This is a genomic window from Micromonospora sp. NPDC051227 (assembly GCF_044455385.1).
Classification (GTDB): Bacteria; Actinomycetota; Actinomycetes; order Mycobacteriales; family Micromonosporaceae; genus Micromonospora.
Genome location: NZ_JBITET010000001.1, coordinates 264,137 through 280,869 on the forward strand (window position 1 = coordinate 264,137; position 16,733 = coordinate 280,869).

At 70.8% G+C, this 16,733-nt stretch carries 15 protein-coding genes; 8 read left to right on the forward strand and 7 right to left on the reverse strand.

Features of this window, described 5'->3' with window-relative positions; genetic code table 11:
• The first annotated feature begins 7 nt into the window (after positions 1 to 7).
• Genes modA through ACIA47_RS01310 form a run of 3 tightly spaced genes read left to right on the forward strand, consistent with a single transcriptional unit; the run spans position 8 to position 2,696 of the window.
• Positions 8 to 799, forward strand: a complete 792-nt coding sequence (modA, locus tag ACIA47_RS01300) for a molybdate ABC transporter substrate-binding protein (protein WP_396705321.1) — start codon at positions 8 to 10, stop codon at positions 797 to 799.
• Positions 796 to 1,632: a molybdate ABC transporter permease subunit gene (gene modB, locus ACIA47_RS01305; RefSeq protein ID WP_396704440.1), complete on the forward strand. Its 837-nt coding sequence runs from the start codon at positions 796 to 798 to the stop codon at positions 1,630 to 1,632. Before modA ends, modB begins: the two co-directional genes overlap by 4 nt.
• Complete coding sequence (locus tag ACIA47_RS01310; RefSeq protein WP_396704442.1) at positions 1,629 to 2,696, forward strand: ABC transporter ATP-binding protein; 1,068 nt, start codon at positions 1,629 to 1,631, stop codon at positions 2,694 to 2,696. Before modB ends, ACIA47_RS01310 begins: the two co-directional genes overlap by 4 nt.
• Positions 2,697 to 2,727: 31 nt before the next feature.
• Here ACIA47_RS01310 and ACIA47_RS01315 read toward each other — a convergent pair whose 3' ends face one another.
• From ACIA47_RS01315 to ACIA47_RS01330, 4 genes are all read right to left on the reverse strand, one after another.
• Positions 2,728 to 3,141 carry a type II toxin-antitoxin system Phd/YefM family antitoxin gene (locus ACIA47_RS01315; RefSeq protein WP_396704444.1) on the reverse strand — a complete coding sequence of 138 codons (414 nt, stop codon included), beginning with the start codon at positions 3,139 to 3,141 and terminating at the stop codon, positions 2,728 to 2,730.
• 29 nt (positions 3,142 to 3,170) lie between these two features.
• Positions 3,171 to 3,743: a GNAT family N-acetyltransferase gene (locus tag ACIA47_RS01320; protein ID WP_396704446.1), complete on the reverse strand. Its 573-nt coding sequence runs from the start codon at positions 3,741 to 3,743 to the stop codon at positions 3,171 to 3,173.
• An 81-nt stretch (positions 3,744 to 3,824) separates the two neighbouring features.
• A complete protein-coding gene (locus tag ACIA47_RS01325) occupies positions 3,825 to 4,265 on the reverse strand; it encodes a hypothetical protein (protein ID WP_396704447.1) in 441 nt (146 codons plus the stop codon).
• Between the two features lie 34 nt (positions 4,266 to 4,299).
• Positions 4,300 to 5,526 (reverse strand): hypothetical protein, encoded by a 1,227-nt coding sequence (locus ACIA47_RS01330; protein ID WP_396704449.1) that lies wholly within the window; start codon positions 5,524 to 5,526, stop codon positions 4,300 to 4,302.
• 176 nt (positions 5,527 to 5,702) lie between these two features.
• Here ACIA47_RS01330 and ACIA47_RS01335 point away from each other — a divergent pair, with 176 nt between their 5' ends.
• The gene (locus tag ACIA47_RS01335) at positions 5,703 to 7,256 is read left to right on the forward strand and encodes an NAD(P)/FAD-dependent oxidoreductase (protein WP_396704451.1); all 1,554 of its coding nucleotides are present in this window, start codon (positions 5,703 to 5,705) and stop codon (positions 7,254 to 7,256) included.
• Positions 7,257 to 7,319: 63 nt separating this feature from the next.
• Here the strand turns inward: ACIA47_RS01335 and ACIA47_RS01340 are convergent, their stop codons facing one another.
• Together ACIA47_RS01340 and ACIA47_RS01345 are read right to left on the reverse strand one after the other, a co-directional pair.
• Positions 7,320 to 8,138, reverse strand: a complete 819-nt coding sequence (locus tag ACIA47_RS01340) for a hypothetical protein (RefSeq protein WP_396704453.1) — start codon at positions 8,136 to 8,138, stop codon at positions 7,320 to 7,322.
• 49 nt (positions 8,139 to 8,187) lie between these two features.
• Complete coding sequence (locus ACIA47_RS01345) at positions 8,188 to 8,886, reverse strand: TetR/AcrR family transcriptional regulator (RefSeq protein ID WP_396704455.1); 699 nt, start codon at positions 8,884 to 8,886, stop codon at positions 8,188 to 8,190.
• Between the two features lie 49 nt (positions 8,887 to 8,935).
• On the opposite strand from ACIA47_RS01345, the gene ACIA47_RS01350 reads away from it, so the two are divergent.
• The 3 genes from ACIA47_RS01350 to ACIA47_RS01360 all read left to right on the forward strand — a co-directional run bounded on the left by ACIA47_RS01350 (position 8,936) and on the right by ACIA47_RS01360 (position 14,385).
• Positions 8,936 to 10,063: an FAD-dependent oxidoreductase gene (locus tag ACIA47_RS01350; RefSeq protein ID WP_396704457.1), complete on the forward strand. Its 1,128-nt coding sequence runs from the start codon at positions 8,936 to 8,938 to the stop codon at positions 10,061 to 10,063.
• Positions 10,064 to 10,164: 101 nt separating this feature from the next.
• Entirely contained in the window at positions 10,165 to 10,638 is a 474-nt protein-coding gene (locus tag ACIA47_RS01355; RefSeq protein ID WP_396704459.1) for a hypothetical protein, read from the forward strand.
• A gap of 282 nt (positions 10,639 to 10,920) precedes the next feature.
• Positions 10,921 to 14,385, forward strand: coding sequence for a ThuA domain-containing protein (locus ACIA47_RS01360; protein ID WP_396704461.1), 3,465 nt, complete (start codon positions 10,921 to 10,923; stop codon positions 14,383 to 14,385).
• Positions 14,386 to 14,461: 76 nt separating this feature from the next.
• On the opposite strand, the gene ACIA47_RS01365 is transcribed toward ACIA47_RS01360, so the two are convergent.
• Entirely contained in the window at positions 14,462 to 15,652 is a 1,191-nt protein-coding gene (locus tag ACIA47_RS01365; RefSeq protein WP_396704463.1) for a hypothetical protein, read from the reverse strand.
• A gap of 23 nt (positions 15,653 to 15,675) precedes the next feature.
• Between ACIA47_RS01365 and ACIA47_RS01370 the strand changes: the two genes are divergently transcribed.
• A complete protein-coding gene (locus tag ACIA47_RS01370) occupies positions 15,676 to 16,710 on the forward strand; it encodes a hypothetical protein (protein ID WP_396704465.1) in 1,035 nt (344 codons plus the stop codon).
• Positions 16,711 to 16,733 lie beyond the last annotated feature (23 nt).

The window sequence follows — 16,733 nt, forward strand, 5'->3', positions numbered from 1 at the left end:
CGGGCGGATGAACGCGCGGAGCAGGCGTACGGCGATGGCCGTTCTGGTGGCGGCCGGCCTGGCGGTGACCGGCTGCGGCGCGGGTGACGGCCGGGCAACCGGCAGCGGTGGGGACGGGCGGGTGACCGGCCCGGTGACCGTGTTCGCAGCCGCTTCGCTGACCGAGTCGTTCACCCGCATCGGGAAGGACTTCGAGGCCGCCAACCCGGGCAGTCGCGTGACCCTCAACGTCGCCGGCAGTTCCGCCCTGGCCAACCAGATCACCCAGGGCGCGCCGGCGGACGTGTTCGCCTCGGCCGCCGCGACGAACATGACCACGGTCATCAAGGCCGGCGACGCCGACGGCACGCCGAGCGTCTTCGCCCGCAACCAGCTGGTGATCGCGGTGCCCCGGGGCAACCCGAAGGCGGTGGGCGGCCTGGCCGACCTCACCAGCCCGGGTGTGAAGGTGGCGCTCTGCGCCGCTCAGGTGCCCTGCGGCGCGGCGGCCCGCACCGCGCTGGACGCGGCCGGCGTCGCGCTGACGCCGGTCACCCTGGAACGGGACGTCAAGGGTGCGCTCGCCAAGGTGAAGCTCGGCGAGGTCGACGCGGCACTGGTCTACCGAACGGAAACGCGGGCGACGAGCGCCGACGTGACCGGCGTGGAGTTTCCCGAGTCGGCGCGGGCGGTCAACGACTACCCGATCGTCGCGTTGAAGGACGCGCCGAATCCGGACGGCGCACGGGCCTTCGTCGCGTACGTCCGCTCGGCGCCGGCGCAGGCGGTCCTCGCCGAGGCGGGGTTCCAGGCTCCGTGAGGCAGGTCCACGACCACGACGCACCCCGCGGGCGCCCGGCCACGCGCCGACGGCGGGGGCGGGTGCCGGCGGCGCTGCTGATCCCCGCCGGGCTGGGGTTGCTGTTTCTCGTCCTGCCGTTGGCGGGGCTGCTGATCCGGGCGCCGTGGACGACACTGCCGGAGCGGCTCACCGAGCCGGGGGCGTTGACCGCACTGCGGCTGTCGGTGCAGACCGCCACCCTGGCCACCGCGCTCTGCCTGCTGCTCGGGGTGCCGCTCGCCTGGCTGCTGGCCCGGGTCGAGTTTCCGGGCCGTCGGCTGGTACGCGCGCTGGTCACCGTGCCGCTGGTGCTGCCGCCGGTGGTCGGTGGGGTGGCGCTGTTGCTGGTCTTCGGCCGGCGCGGCCTGCTCGGCGGCTGGCTCGACAGCACGTTCGGCATCACCCTGCCCTTCACCACCACGGGTGTCGTGCTGGCCGAGGCGTTCGTCGCCATGCCGTTCCTGGTGATCGCCGTGGAGGGTGCGCTACGCGCCGCCGACCACCGCTTCGAGGAGGCCGCGGCGACGTTGGGCGCCAGCCGGTGGACCACCTTCACCCACGTCACGCTGCCGCTGGTGGCGCCCGGTCTGGCCGCCGGGGCGGTGCTCTGCTGGGCGCGGGCGCTCGGCGAGTTTGGTGCCACCATCACCTTCGCCGGCAACTACCCCGGTCGGACGCAGACCATGCCGCTCGCCGTCTACCTGGCGTTGGAGACGGACCTGGAGTCGGCGATCGTGCTCAGCCTGGTGCTGCTCGTCGTGTCGGTGGCCATCCTGGTGGCGTTGCGGGAGCGCTGGATGACCACCGCATGAGCGACCGACTTCTCGACGCGCGACTCGTCGTCGACCGGGGTGTCTTCCGGCTCGACGTGCCGCTGCGGGTCGCGCCGGGCGAGGTGGTGGCGCTGCTCGGCCCGAACGGCGCCGGCAAGACCACCGCGTTGCGGGCGCTGGCCGGGCTGCATCCCCTCACCGACGGGCACGTCACCCTCGACGACATCGACCTGGACCGCCCGGCGACCGGCGGCTGGGTGCCCACCGAACGCCGGTCGATCGGCGTGGTCTTCCAGGACTACCTGCTCTTTCCGCACCTCAGCGCATTGGACAACGTGGCCTTCGGGCCGCGCCGGCACGGCGTCGAGCGGCGGGCCGCCCGCGCCACGGCCCGGGAGTGGCTGGGTCGGGTGGGGCTTGACGCGCAGGCGCAGCGCCGGCCGCGGCAGCTCTCCGGCGGCCAGGCGCAGCGGGTGGCGCTGGCCCGCGCGCTGGCCGTGGCGCCGTCGCTGCTGCTGTTGGACGAGCCGCTCGCCGCGCTGGACGCCCGCACCCGGCTGGACACCCGCGCGGAGCTGCACCGGCACCTGTCGGCGCACGCGGGCGCGACGGTGCTGGTCACCCACGACCCGCTGGACGCGCTGGCGTTGGCCGACCGACTGGTCATCGTCGAGGGTGGCCGGGTGGTGCAGGAGGGCGACGGGCCGAGCGTCACCGCCCGCCCGCGCACCGATTACGTCGCCCGGCTGGTCGGGCTGAACCTGTACCGGGGTCGCGCCGACGGGCACGGGGTGCGGGTGTCGCCGGAGCTGACCCTCACGGTCGCCGACCGGTTGGACGGCGAAGCGTTCGTGGCGTTCCGTCCGGCTGCGGTGGCTCTGCACCCGGCCCGGCCGGAGGGCAGCCCACGGAACACCTGGGCGGGCACTGTGGCCGGCGTGCAGCGCCACGGTGACAACGTGCGGGTGCAACTGGACGGGCCGATCGGGGTGGCCGCCGACGTCACGCCGGCCGCCGCCGCCCAGCTGCGGCTGATCCCCGGCCAGCGGGTCTGGGTGGCGGTCAAGGCGACCGAGACCCACGCGTACCCGGCCACCGGTTGACCCGACGACCGCCGGCCGGCGCGGACGCGAGTCAGCCGGCGAGCAGGTCGGCGTGTGCGGCACGCAGCCGGGCCAGCGTCGGGTCGCTGCCCGGGACGACCCGGCTGTCCAGCTCGGCCCACGCCTCGGCCAGCGCCGCGCGGACCGCGCCAAGCTCAGCGGCGTGCCGTTGTGTGCTGCGTCGGTGCTGCTCCTCGAGGCGGCGGGCCCAGCCGGCGGTGACCGTCGCGAGCCGGTCGGCGTCGGCGCGGGCGTGGGCGCCGCTGCGGGCGGCTGCGGCGGGGACGATCGCGGCGACCGGGCGGGGATCGCCGTCGCGGGTGACGACGGTGACCGCGTCGGTCAGCTCGGCCAGCGCGACGAGCTGGCTGAACCGGGTGCGCGCCTCACGCAGCGGCACGGAACGCGGCGGGTCGGAATGAGGGGTGAGCGCGGGGACGGCCATGGATGCATGGTGCCGCGCGGGTATGACAACTATTCGCCGTCGTCAGTGGACGGTGCGTGGCGGGCGGACCACTCGTCGGCCAGCACCGACCAGACCTCAAGGTCGATCCGACCGTGCGGACCCGGGCTGACCTGGCGCAGCGTGCCGTCTAGGCGCAGGCCGAGCCGGTCGGCGAGGGCCTTGCTGCGGGTGTTGTCGGCGTTGGTACGCCATTCCACCCGCTGGATGCCGCGCTCGCGCACCGCCCAGTCGACGATCCGGCGCACTGCCGGGGCGACCATGCCTCTGCCCTGCGCCGCCGGCTCCACCCAGCAACCGACCTCGCAGACGCCCCGGGTCACGTCGAACGACACGAACATCACCCCACCGACGAGCGTGCCCCGCCACCACAGCCCCCAGATGCCACCGCTGTCGCTGGCCCAGAGGTCGGCGTAGCGCTGCAACACCGCACGGGCCGACGGCAGGTCGGTGGCGACGAAGGACGGCGACACCCAGGGCTGGATGTGCTCACGGGCCCGATCGAGGTGGGCGAGGAACTCCTCGGCCCGCCACGGGTTCAGCGGGCGCAGCTCGACGTCCTCGGTCAGCGGCAGGGCGAACACCGGGCCTCCACTCAATGCGCTTCTCACGTCGGTAGCAGGCTCGCACAGGCACCTCGGTCGAGGCACGGCCGCCCTCCGGGCTCACGCCGACAGGTGGGTCTGTAGCGCGGCGAACTGGGCCACGGTCAGGTAGGAGGGGTTGGCGGCCTGCGGCTGACGGAACACCTCCAGGGCGGCGAGCCGGTCGTCGGCGCGCAACAGCAGCCGGGACACCCGGTCCCGTTCGGCGAGGATGGGCAGATTGAGCGGTACCGACCACGGCTGCCCCGGCGCGCCTGGTTGGGCCGCCCCGGTGACCCGCCCGACGCCCCACACTCCGTACGGCAGTCGGCCCCGGCTGCCGCTGGCCCAGAAGACCACCGGCTGCCCGGCGCGCATGAACCGCGCCCGGTAGCCGGGACGCACGCACCAGCTCGTCACCAGTGGCTCACGGGCGAACCGGGCGGCGAGGTCGACCAGGTCCGCGTTGCCCTTGATCAGCCAGGCGCCCAGGTCGTCGAGGCGTACCCGTGGCTCGGTCATCGCGTACATCTTGCCCGGCCGACGGCAGCCTCAATCAGATGATCATGTGGGTCCAGTAGCTGAGCCAGAGCACGAACAGCACGCCCTGCACCACGGCGAGCGTCGCGGTCAGCCACACGTCGACGCTGGCGTGGCGAGCCCAGCGGGCCAGCACCAGCGCCACCGGAAAGGCGGCGAGCAGGTAGCGCAGTAGGCTCTTGTACACCGGCGGGCCCATCGACAGCGGCACCAGCACCATGAGAACGCCGTACACCAGGTAGGCCAGCTCCCTGCGGCGGAACCCGGCGACCAGCACGGCCAGGACGGCCACGGCGAACCACGCCCGAGCGGCGTCGCGCGGCTCCCCGGTCAACCCGTTGAGCAGCACCCGGACGGGGTTCTGCACCGTGATGCCCCATCCGGTCTCCTGGGCGTGCTGGTAGGCGAACCAGTCCCCACCCCGCCACCGGCAGTACGCCATGAAGGTGAACCATCCGGCGGGTAGCAGCACCAACGGCCAGCCGATCCGGAGGTAGCCGAGCAGTGCGCGCGGGCCGAGCCGCCAGTCGTGCTGGCGGAGCAGCACCAGGGCCAGCGGCAGCGCCACGAGCAGGCCGACGGAGCGGCTCATCGCCAGGAAGTAGCCGATCACGCCGACCAGCAGCCACCGGTGTCGCTCGGCGTAGTAGAAGGCGGCCAACGCTAGGCAGACGAAGAGCGACTCGGTCAGCGCGGCCTGGAACAGGAACGCGGTCGGCAGCAGCACCAGGTACCGGGTGAACCGGCGGGCGGTGTCCGCGTCGCCGAGAAGCAGTTCCGCCAGCCGGTAGCCGTACCAGAGCGCCAGCAGGAACGCGACGTTGCTGATCACCAGCAGGGCGAGGGCGTTGTCGCCACCGAGCACCGCGCCGAGGGGCCGGGCCAGGAACGGGTACAGCAGCGGGAATCCGAAGTCTCGCCACGGCCCGGTCAGCGGCAGTTCGCTCAGCCGCAGGTAGAGCAGCGAGTCCCAGGCGAACCAGAAGGAGATCCACCGGTGCCCGGAGATGTCCCGCTGTTGCGCCCACATCAACGTCTCGTCGGCGGGCGGCGCGCCGGGGATGTCGTCCCAGGCGTGCAGGGCCAGCAGCCCGAGCAGGGTGAGCAGCAGCTTCGCGCCGAGGAACAGGCTGATGACGTACGGCCAGGGCGCCGGCACCCGGCGGGCCAGGCGCGCTCCGCCGCGGCCGGCCGCGGCCGCCCGGGCGGCCAGGGTCGCCGCGCCGCTGCGCCACCGGTCCATCCGCCCCGCTTCCCCGCTCCCCCGGTCCGCCGGCCGCGCGGGGAAGTCGCTCTTCTCGTGGTACGCCGCAGCGCGCCCCGCCGAAGCGAGGACCAGCTATCGCTAAGTGTGACATTCTGCCCATAGCGGGTAGACGCCGCGCCTCAATCATGGCGCTGAGCAGGGAGCGCGTCAGCATGAGCGAGCAGAACGGCACGGTGGTCATCGGTGCGGGGCCGGCCGGGCTCACAGCGGCGTACGAACTGCTCCGGCACGGCCGGTCGGTTCAGGTTTTCGAGGCCGACGAGGTGGTCGGCGGGATCAGTCGGACCGTGGAGCGCGACGGGTGGCGGTTCGACATCGGCGGGCACCGGTTCTTCACCAAGGTGCCCCGGGTGGAGGCGTTCTGGCACGAGATCCTGCCGGACGAGGACTTCCTGACCCGGCCCCGGATGAGCCGCATCTTCTACCGGGGCGCCCTGTTCAACTACCCGCTCAGCGCCATGAACGCGCTGCGCAACCTGGGTCTGCCGGAGGCCGCCCGCTGCCTCGGCTCGTACGCCCGGGCCCGGCTGCGGCCGCCACGGGACCAGTCACACTTCGAGGGCTGGGTGTCGGCCCGGTTCGGCTGGCGGCTGTACTCGATCTTCTTCAAGACGTACACCGAGAAGGTCTGGGGTATGCCGGCGGACCGTTTGCAGGCCGACTGGGCAGCGCAGCGGATCAAAAATCTGTCGCTGGCCACGGCGATCCGCAACGCGCTACTGCCCCGGCGTCGACGCACCGACGTGACCAGCCTGATCGAGGAGTTCCAGTACCCGAAGTACGGGCCCGGGATGATGTGGGAGCGCTGCGCCGAGCAGGTCCGCGAGCGGGGCGGGCAACTGTCCACCGGCAGTTGGGTCACCGCCGTGCACCGCGACCCGGCCCGTCGGCGGGCGATCAGCGTGACGGTCAACGGCGCGGGCGGGCAGCGTACCGAAGCTGCCGACCACGTGATCTCGTCCATGCCGATCTCGGAGCTGGTGACCGCGCTCCATCCGCCGGCGCCGCCGGAGGTGCTGGCCTGCGCGGCCGACCTGCGCTACCGCGACTTCTTGACTGTCGCCCTGGTCGTACCGGCGGAGTTCTCGTTCCCGGACAACTGGATCTACGTGCACGACCCGGGGGTACGGGTGGGCCGGATCCAGAACTTCGGCTCCTGGTCGCCGTACCTGGTCAAGGACGGCCGCACCTGCCTGGGCCTGGAGTACTTCGTGTTCGAGGACGACGAGATGTGGCGTACCCCGGATGCCGACCTCGTGGCCCTCGCCACCGCGGAGCTGGAGCGGTTGGGGTTGGTTCGACCCGGCGTGGTGGAGGCCGGCTACGTCGTGCGCATGCCCAAGGCCTACCCGGTGTACGACGAGCGCTACCAGCACAACGTGGACGTGATCCGGGCCTGGCTGACCGAGGCGGTGCCTAACGTCCACCCGGTGGGCCGCAACGGCATGCACCGCTACAACAACCAGGATCACTCGATGCTGACCGCGATGCTCACCGCCGAGAACATCGCCACCGGGAGTACGCACGACGTCTGGTCGGTCAACGTGGAGCAGGACTACCACGAGGAATCCGGCGGTGGCGACGGCCGGCGGGGCACCGGCCGGGACGCTCCAGTGGTGCCCAGCCGGATCATCGCGGCCCCGATCACCGTGCCGGAGGGGTCGGACGACCGAGCCTCTGTCGCAGCTCCCCCGTCTCACGCGTGAAGCCGAACACGCTGCCGCGGCACGAGTCGACGGACGGACCATCGGCACTCTGCGGGCAGGTGCTCAACGCGGCAGGTGCGTGCAGTGGGCCACTGTGGCGTCGTCCGGGCTGTGCGCATCCGCGCCGCCGGTGGTCTGCGCCTCGGCCTGCCGGACGCAGGCGATGACGCCGGCCGGCCCGCTGGCCTGAAGCAGGTCCAGCACGCCCGGCCAGTCGGTCCGACCGTACGGGCTGACGATGCGGCTGGCACCGTTGCTGAGCAACGCGACACCGTTCAGGTCGGCGAGGGACCGGCTGCCGGTCACCGCTTCCCGCGCCGCGCGCGGGTCGTCCTTGGCGATCCAGTAGCCGCCCGGCTTGTTCCGGCGGGCACGCAGCGCGCTGGCGCAGGAGGCTCGCACCCGGTCGTACTCCGGCGTTTCCTGAGCAATGCCGGCCAGCGGCGCCGAGCATTCCCGCCGGGCAGTCATCTCGCGCTCATCGGTGATCACCAGCGGGCCGCCGTCGACCTGGTCGACAACGAGGAAGGAGTCCGCGAGCAGGAGCCAGTCCACGCGGTCCTGGTGAGCGCGGACCATCGCGACGGTGGCCTGCGGGCTGCTGGGGTCCGCGATGTCGCAGGTGTCGCCGTGCTCGGCGGCGATCTCGCCGATGGCGGTGGCGAGGATCGCGGCGAGCTCTCGCCCGTCGCCGCGCGACAGGTGGCCGAGCAGCGCGCCACCGAGGCGGTGCGTGTACCAGGCGACGCCGTGGGAGCAGAGTGATTCGGCTCCCGGAATGCCGGCACCGTCGAGCAGGACGACAGCGCCGGGAACCGCACCGACGAAGTCCTCGTTCGACCGATCGGCCCTTCCGGAACTCGTCGCCAGGCTGACGTCCACTCGTGGGCTCCTGTCTGGACTCGCGAGGCGCTGGCCGCAGCGCTTCGAATCACGTTGGGTGTCGGCGGGTAATGCCGTCCAGGATGGTGGTCAGGTTGTGGTCGAAGGTCTCCTCAGCGTTGAGGTGGGCGCCGTCGATGACGAGCCTGGCCACGGTGGGGTACCTGCCGGTTTTCAACATGCGCGTGAGGTAGGGGCCGAGGCTGGCCTGGAAGGCAGCTTCATCGGTGCCCGTGGAACGTGCGGTGCGTCGTTCGGTGACCTCTCTGCGGACCGATCCGATGATGAAGGCGTTGAGGGCGCCCACGGCTCGTTGGAGATCGTCGATGTCACGCACGCCGGGGGCCGCACTGAGCGCCGCGGCGGTTGCTTCGCCCACGGCGAACGCGTGTGGTCCCAGGTGTGGCCGTCCGCCGAGCACGTCGGAGAACCATTCATGGTCAAGGGCGGCATCGCGGGTCGCGTGGGCGATGGCCAGCACCGTGTCGCGCCACCCGGAGCTCTGGTCCACCTCGGCGATCCGGGCATAGACGACGTCGACCATGAGATCGAGTAGCTCCGACTTGTTGATCACGTAGTCGTAGAGCCGCATCGGACCGACACCGAGCTCTTTGGCGATCTTGCGCAATGACAGCCCGTCGAGGCCGTGTGCGTCGGCAAGCCTGATCGCCGTAGCGGCGATCTTCTCGCGGCTCAACGACACCGGCACCGCCCGCGGCTGAGGTTCGGGCCGCTCCCAAACGGGCACCGGCCCACTACCGTACGGTGTATCCACCAATACAGTGTACGGTAGCGCAGTGAGAACGCGAATTGCGATCGCCGGTGGTGGACTCGGCGGGTTGACGCTGGCTCGGATCCTGCACCGACACGGCATCGACGCGGTGGTGTACGACCGGGAAGCAAGCCGATCCGCGCGGCCCCAGGGCGGCGCCCTCGATCTGCACCCGGAGTCCGGGCAACTGGCCCTGGCCGAGGCGGGTCTCGCCGGCCGATTCCGGTCGAAGGCGCGGCCCGACGGCGAGGAACATCGCATCCTCGACCCGACCGGGCGCACCCTGGTGCACCACGAGCCGCAACCTGACTCATTCTCCGGACGTCCCGAGATCGACCGGAGCGCACTGCGTGATCTCCTACTCGGCTCCCTCCCCGGCGACACGGTTGCCTGGCGGCACCGGCTTGTCGCGGCGACCCCCCGACCCGACGAGGGCTGGGAACTGACGTTCCACGACGGACACCGAACCAGCTGCGACGTCCTCATCGGCGCGGACGGCGCGCGCTCAGTCGTCCGGTCACTGCTGACCGACGTCGAGCTGTCCTACGTGGCGACTCTCGTGCAGCTCAGCGTCGGAGACGTCGACCGGCGGCATCCCGATCTCGCCGAGTTGGTCGGCCCCGGGAACCTGTGGTGTGTCGGCGTGAACCAGATCCTGGCAGCGCAACGTCTCGGCGACGGCAGCCTCCAGGTCGGGATCTCGCTGCGCGCGGAGGACCAGCCCCTCGACACTTACCGCAGTAAGCGTGCCCTGCTGGACATGTTCGCCGGCTGGAACCCCCGCCTCACCGCGCTCATCGAGGCCGCCGAGGGCGCGCCGACGCCACGCCTGATCGAGGCGATGCCCATCGGTACGCGCTGGACCAGCCGACCGGGCGTCACCCTCATCGGCGACGCCGCGCACCTCATGCCACCGGTCGGCGAGGGCGCGAACCAGGCCATGCTCGACGCCGCGGAACTCGCCAGCCAGCTCGCGGCCAACCCCGCCGACCCGAATTCGGCGATCCGGACGTACGAAGAGTCGATGTTCAGCAGGATTCACCCGATCGCCGAAATGTCCGCACGAGCCCAGGCGATGATGCTGTCCCCCACCGCGGCGGAAGACATCGTTCGCTTCTTCACCCGGCCAGCGGAAGCGGCACGCACAGACTGACATCTGGCGCTGTCGATGTTCCTGGCGATAATCGTTGCATGACGACGGATGTGCACCCTGAGTCCGGTCTCCGGACGGCCACCTTGACGGATCAGGACCTGGTGGAGACGTCTTGGGATTACTGCCGAATTCACGCGCTCGCCGTCACCGACGACGAGGGTCCGCCCGAGGACCAGACCCTGGACTATCGGGAGGACGACGACCTCGATCCCACCGCACCGTCGGCCTTGGAGCTGCATCTCGACCTCGACTACATCGTGCGCCGGATCGATCCGGGGCCGATGCGGGACGTGCGCTTCTGGGTCGCGCCGACCACGTTGATCTTCCATAACGTCTGGGACATCGTCGGCAGCCTGCACTCCGTCTGTCTGCCGTTCGAGTTGAAGGACCTGCGCCGGGAGGCTCCCGCACGGTCAGGGGAGCCCTGCTGGCACCTGGAGGGGCGCGACCTGGACCTGCGGTTCCAGGCGTCGGGGTACACCCTCCACCTGCGCCAACCCCCGCGTTACGGCAGTCGAGTGCTCCGGATGGCCGATCGGGGCGGCATCAGCTTCGACCCGAAGCCGTTTGCCTGACCCAGAAAGGGCCCGGCCCGTGCCTCGACGTTCGACGCAGGTGGCGCGCTTCCCCTGCCCAGGTCGACGGGACACGCCGCATCCGTAGAGTCACCGGTCGTATCCGGAGGACATCCTCAGCCGTACCCATGGGCCTGTGGGGCCCACCGACGCGCGGACGCCACCCGGGCGGGAAACCGCTTACCACAGGGCTATTGACGGTCGTCACTGGCTGTCAGTACCGTGATGCGGGCAGCGAGAAAGCGCTTTCCGACCCCTCACCGTCCGACAGGGAGCGCCCCCATGCCCCGAAACCTCCGTTCGCTCTGCCTCATCCTGCTCGCCGTCGCCGCCGTGGTGAGCACCACCACCGCCCTGCCCGCCGAGGCCGCCCCGCGCTTCCGGGTGCTGGTCTTCTCCAAGATCACCAACTTCTACCACGACTCGATTCCGGCCGGCATCGCCGCGATCCAGCAGCTCGGCGCCGCCCACAACTTCGAGGTCGTCGCCACCACCGACGCGGCGGCCTTCACCGACGCCAACCTCGCCACCTTCGACGCTCTCGTGTTCAACAACACCAACAGCCTCCCGACCTCGGGCGACCTGCTCAACGCCAGCCAGCGGGCCGCGTTGCAGACGTTCATCCGCAACGGCGGTGGTTGGGCCGGCCTGCACGCCGCCTCGGCCAGCGAACGCGACTGGCAGTGGTACGAGGGCCTGGTCGGCACGATCTTCGACTACCATCCCGACTTCTCGTCCACCGGTGGCACCTTCCCCGGCCGGGTCAAGGTGCTCGACCGGGCGCACCCCTCCACGCGCAACCTGCCGGAGCTCTGGGAGCAGAGCGAGGAGTGGTACAACTGGCGGACCAACCCGACCGGCAACGTGCACACCCTGGCCCAGATCAAGGTGCGTGACGGGATCAACGGCCTGGACGAGGGCGTCGACCACGCGTACTCCTGGTGTCAGCGCTACGACGGCGGCCGGTCCTGGTTCACCGCCGGCGGGCACGCCAGCTCCCAGTTCAGCACCCCGACGTTCCTGGAGCACCTGCGCTACGGCATCGAGTGGGCGGCCGGCGCTGTCGCCGGTGACTGCTCGGCCACCAAGACCAGCAACTTCGAACGGGTGGGGCTGGTCACCGAGAACCTGGCCGACCCCTTCGAGCTGGCCGTCGGCCCGGACCGAAAGGTCTACTACATCCAACGCACCGGCGCGCTGAAGGTGGTCAACTCCGACACCCTCCAGGTCACCACGCTGCTGGACTTCGCGTACACCTCGGCGATGACCGACCAGTCCGACGGGCTGCTCGGGATGACCCTGGACCGCAACTTCGCCAGCAACGGCTGGATCTACCTGCTCTGGTCGGACAAGACCCTCAAACAACTCAACCTGTCCCGGTTCACTGTCGCCAACAACAGCGTCGCGCTCTCCTCGGAGAAACGCCTGCTGACCATCCCCACCTACCGGGGTGAGGGTCGGGCCAACTCGCACATGGGCGGGTCGCTGGCCATGGACGCGGCCGGGCGGCTCTACGCGGCGATCGGTGACAACACCGACCCGTTCGCCTCCAGCGGCTACACCCCCGTCGACGAACGCGCCGGCCGCGCCGCCTGGGACGCCCAGGGCACCGCCGGCAACACCAACGACCTACGCGGCAAGATCCTGCGGATCACCCCACAATCCGACGGTACGTACACAGTGCCCAGCGGCAACCTCTTCCCGACCGGCACCGCGAGGACCCGGCCGGAGATCTACGCGATGGGCATGCGCAACCCGTTCCGGATCACCATCGAACCGCAGACCAACGCGGTGCTGGTGGCCGACTACGGTCCGGACGCCCGCGCCGCCGACCCCAACCGTGGCCCGGAGGGGACTGTCGAGTTCAACCGGATCACCAGCGCCGGCAACTTCGGATGGCCGTACTGCGTGGGCAACAACATCCCGTTCAACGACTACAACTTCGCCACCAACACCTCGGGGGCGAAGTTCAACTGCGCCGCACCGGTGAACAACTCACCCAACAACACCGGCCTGACCACCCTGCCGGCGGCGAAGTCCGCGCTGGTCTGGTACGCGTACTCCGCCTCTACCCAGTTCCCCGAGCTGGGCACCGGCGGTGGCGGGCCGATGAGCGGCCCGGTCTACGACTACGACCCCGCCAACACCCGCACCACGAAGTTCCCCGAGTACTTCGAGGGCAAGTGGATCACCTACGAGCTGACCCGCAGGTGGTTCAAGACGCTGTCGATCCACAAGACGGCGCAGACCTTCGGCAACGCGCGCTTCGGCCCGACCGCCGTGGGTGACCTTCAGTCGATCAACGGGATCTTCGGCAACATGAGCTGGATCCAGCCCTTCGAGGCGGAGTTCGGCCCGGACGGTTCGCTCTACGTCATCGACTTCGGCGAGGGCACCGGCAGCGGTCGCGGCGGCAGCAACGCCGGCGCGGGCATCTACCGGATCGACTACGTCGCCAATGGGCGGCCACCGACCGCGAAGATCGCCGCCACCCCGGACAGCGGACGTACGCCGCTCGCTGTGACGTTCTCCTCGGCCGGGTCGTCCGCCGGTGACGGGTCGGCGCTCAGCTACGCCTGGGACTTCACCAACGACGGCAGCACCGACTCCACCGCCGCCAACCCGAGCCACACCTACTCGACGGCCGGGAAGCACACCGCCCGGCTGACCGTGCGCAACAGCGGCAACGGGTTGACCGCCACCGCGGTCACCGACGTGGTGGTCGGCAACACCCGACCGACGGTGACCATCAGCGTTCCCGACGGCGGGTTCTTCGACTTCGGTGACAAGATCCCGTACACGGTGACGGTCACCGACCCGGAGGAGACCACCATCGACTGCGCAAAGGTGACAGTGCAGACGCAGCTCGGCCACGACTCGCACGCCCACCCGCTGGACGTCTACACCGGTTGCTCCGGGCTGCTCGCCACCGAGGCGGACGCCGGTGACGGCCACGGGCCGGGGCAGAACCTCTACACCCTGATCACCGCGCAGTACACCGACGGCGGCGCGGCCGGCGGCGTACCGGCGCTGACCGGCTCGACCCGCGTGCAGTTGCAGCCCAAGAGCAAGGAGGCCGAGCACTTCAGCGCCCAGTCCGGCGTCACCGTCAACGACCGGGCCACCGCCCGCGCCGGCAAGCGGCTCGGCGAGGTCGACCACAACGACTGGGTGGCGTTCGGGCCGGCGGACCTGCGCAACGTCGGCTCGGTCACGCTCGGGGTGACCAACGGCGGGCTCGGCGGCACCATCGAACTGCGCACCGGCTCGCCCACCGGCACGCTGATCGGCACTGCCACCATCGGCTCCACCGGCGGGTGGGACAACCTGGTCTCCCCCACCGTCACGCTGACCAACAAGCCCACCGGCACGACCACTCTGTACGCGAAGTTCGTCAACGCCGCCCAGGTCAATGGCACCCCGGACCTGCTCGCCCTGGACTGGCTGCGGTTCAACGGCGCCGGGGTCAAACAGGAGCCGGGCGGGACGTTGTCCCTGGCCGCCAACCCGACCGGCGGCGCCGCACCGCTGACCACCACGCTCACCGCCACGGCGACAGCGCCGGCCGGGCAGAGCATCACCGACTACACGTGGGACTTCGGTGACAACAGCGCCAGCACGCACGGGGCGACACTACGGTCGACGACCCACAGCTACCCCCGCAAGGGAACCTTCACCGCCCGGGTGACTGTCACCTACACCAGCGGGGAGACCCGCTCGCTCAACCTGACCATCACTGTCACCTGACCGTCGGGCGATGGCGGGCGGGGGCCAACCCCGCCCGCCGCCGCCCGGCAGGGCGCGCCGCGGCGCAGCCGCGCTATTACGGGAAGGTCACCTCGGCCTCGGACAGGAGCTTCCGCACGTTGGCGCCGTGCACGGCGGCCTGGTCGTGCAGGCGGGAGGCAGGCCCGGGGCCCCACAGGCGGGCCGCCAACTGCTGGTACTCCGGGAGCTTGGGCATCTTGCTGTCCAGGCGGAACAGGATGGCCAGCGGGCGGCGGCGCCACCAGCGGCTGATCCAGTCGACCGGCTGCGTCACCAGCAGGGCGCCGTAGCTGGCCGGCAGGGCCGGGGCGGCGGCCACCTTGACCGCCTTCTCCGTCAAGTTGAGCATCTCGGTCACGGAGACCGCCTCGCGTCGCGGGCCGCTCGCCTCCTCCAGCAGTGTTCGGTAGCGGGCCAGCAGCTTGCGACGCTCGCGGATCGTGTCAGCGGCCTGCAACTCGGCCTTGAAGTCACCGAAGTAGCGACGGTAACCGCTGAACTCGTCTCGGACTCGGAGCAACTGCTCGGGAATGTCCTTGAGGCAGGACGCGCGGGACAGCACGAGCGCGGCGATCGGCGGGATCGGGATCGTCGACATGGCCGTCCACTCGGCGACGACGTCGCCTCCGGTGAGCGGCTCTTCGAGCGATTCGGCGATCTTGTCGTACAGCTGGCGCGGCAGCGACCGGTAGGTCTTCTGCAGGGTGCCGGCGACGAACGGCACCCGGTCGAAGTCAGGAAAGTAGTCGAGGCCGTGCGCGGCGGCCACGACCAGGTAGCCGTTGCCCCGGTACATCCGGTCCTTCACCAGAGCGTCACCTGCGCTGGCGTAGCCGCCGAGCCCGTCGACCTGGGCGAGGAGATTGTTCAGGCCCGTCGTGTAGTCCAGGCCGGCCACCGCGCCGGTCTCGCCGGCCTCGGACGGGTCGTCGCCGTTGCCGTGCCTGACCCGCGTCGCGAGTTCGTCGGGCAGTCGCAGCGCGACCCGGCGGAGTTCGTCGCGCGACAGAGTCGGCGCAAACGTGCGGTACAGCCCCTCGCGAGCGAGCCGGCTGCTGAGGCCACTGACGTACTCGCCCGAGGCGCCCAACGCCTCCATGCGGTCGAGGAGAACCGTGGCCTCGCAGAGCGAGCAGAGATCGAGGAATCTGGGGAGGGTAAGTGCCTCCGGCCGGGCCAGGACGCCACTGGCGTTGGCCATCAGCGTCTGCGTCACCAGCGCCACATTCTGTTCGGTCCCGGCCATGGCATCCATTCTAGGATCGGCCCATGATGCTGGGATCGACGGGCGTCGAGGTGATCGAGTTCGCCGGAACAGATCTCTGCGCCGTACGCGAGCTGGTGGCGGGCGGTCAGATCGTCCTGCTCCGCGACGAGGTGCCCGCCGACCACAAGACGGATCAGTGGCCGCGAGACATCGTCGAGTCGGTCGGCGAGTGCGCCGTGGTGCCCTTGTCCGGCCTGACCGGCGAAGGCGGGCCGCGCTATCCGCTGGTGATCGGGAAACGCGAGAGCATCCGTTACCTGTGCTCCTATGCCGACCGGGTGCCACCGCCGCCATTTCCGTACGAGGCCGGGCCGGTGGTGACCGACTACCGCGAGTTCCGGGATCTGTGGGTGGCCGAGCCGGGCCGGTTCACGCCGGACACGGACGGCTACGCCATCGGCCATACCCTGGCGCTCCTGCACTCCCTCAAGATCCTGCACGGCGACGCACATCGCGGCAACTGGCTGTTCGACCACGAGGGCCGGGCGCTGGTGGCCGACCCGAGGCCGGTCTTCCTCCACTGTCCGCCGAGCCCGGAGCAGTGCGCGACCGACATTCGCCCGCTGCTGCCCGCCCTCGACTCGAACGGCTGGATCAGCTTCCGGCTCAGCTACCGCAAGACCTGGCCGGAGGAGGGCCGGGTGATCGACCTGATCCAACTCACCGATCGGACCGGCTGGGCTGCCGCGTTCCGTACCCGGGACTACGAGCGCGCCGCCGAACTGATGGGCCGCCAGCTCCTCGGCGAGTGCACCCCGATCGTGCGCGTCATGCTGCTCGCCAACCGGGCGATGGCGCGCAGCCGCACCGGCCGCCACGACGACGCGTTGCGGGACATCCTCGACGCCGCCCGGTTGGCGAAGGAGCGCAGCCCACACGTGGTCAACGGACTGGGGATCGCCCTGGCCGTCGTGTGGTGCGACCAGGGCGACCGGGCGGCGGCACTGGACACGTTGTCGAGGGTGACCGGGCAGCCCGAGCAGTTGCTCGCCCGGCTGGAGCCGGGCGACGCGCAGCTCCCGATCATGAATATGTGAACCAACCGCCGGCGCCAAGGGCG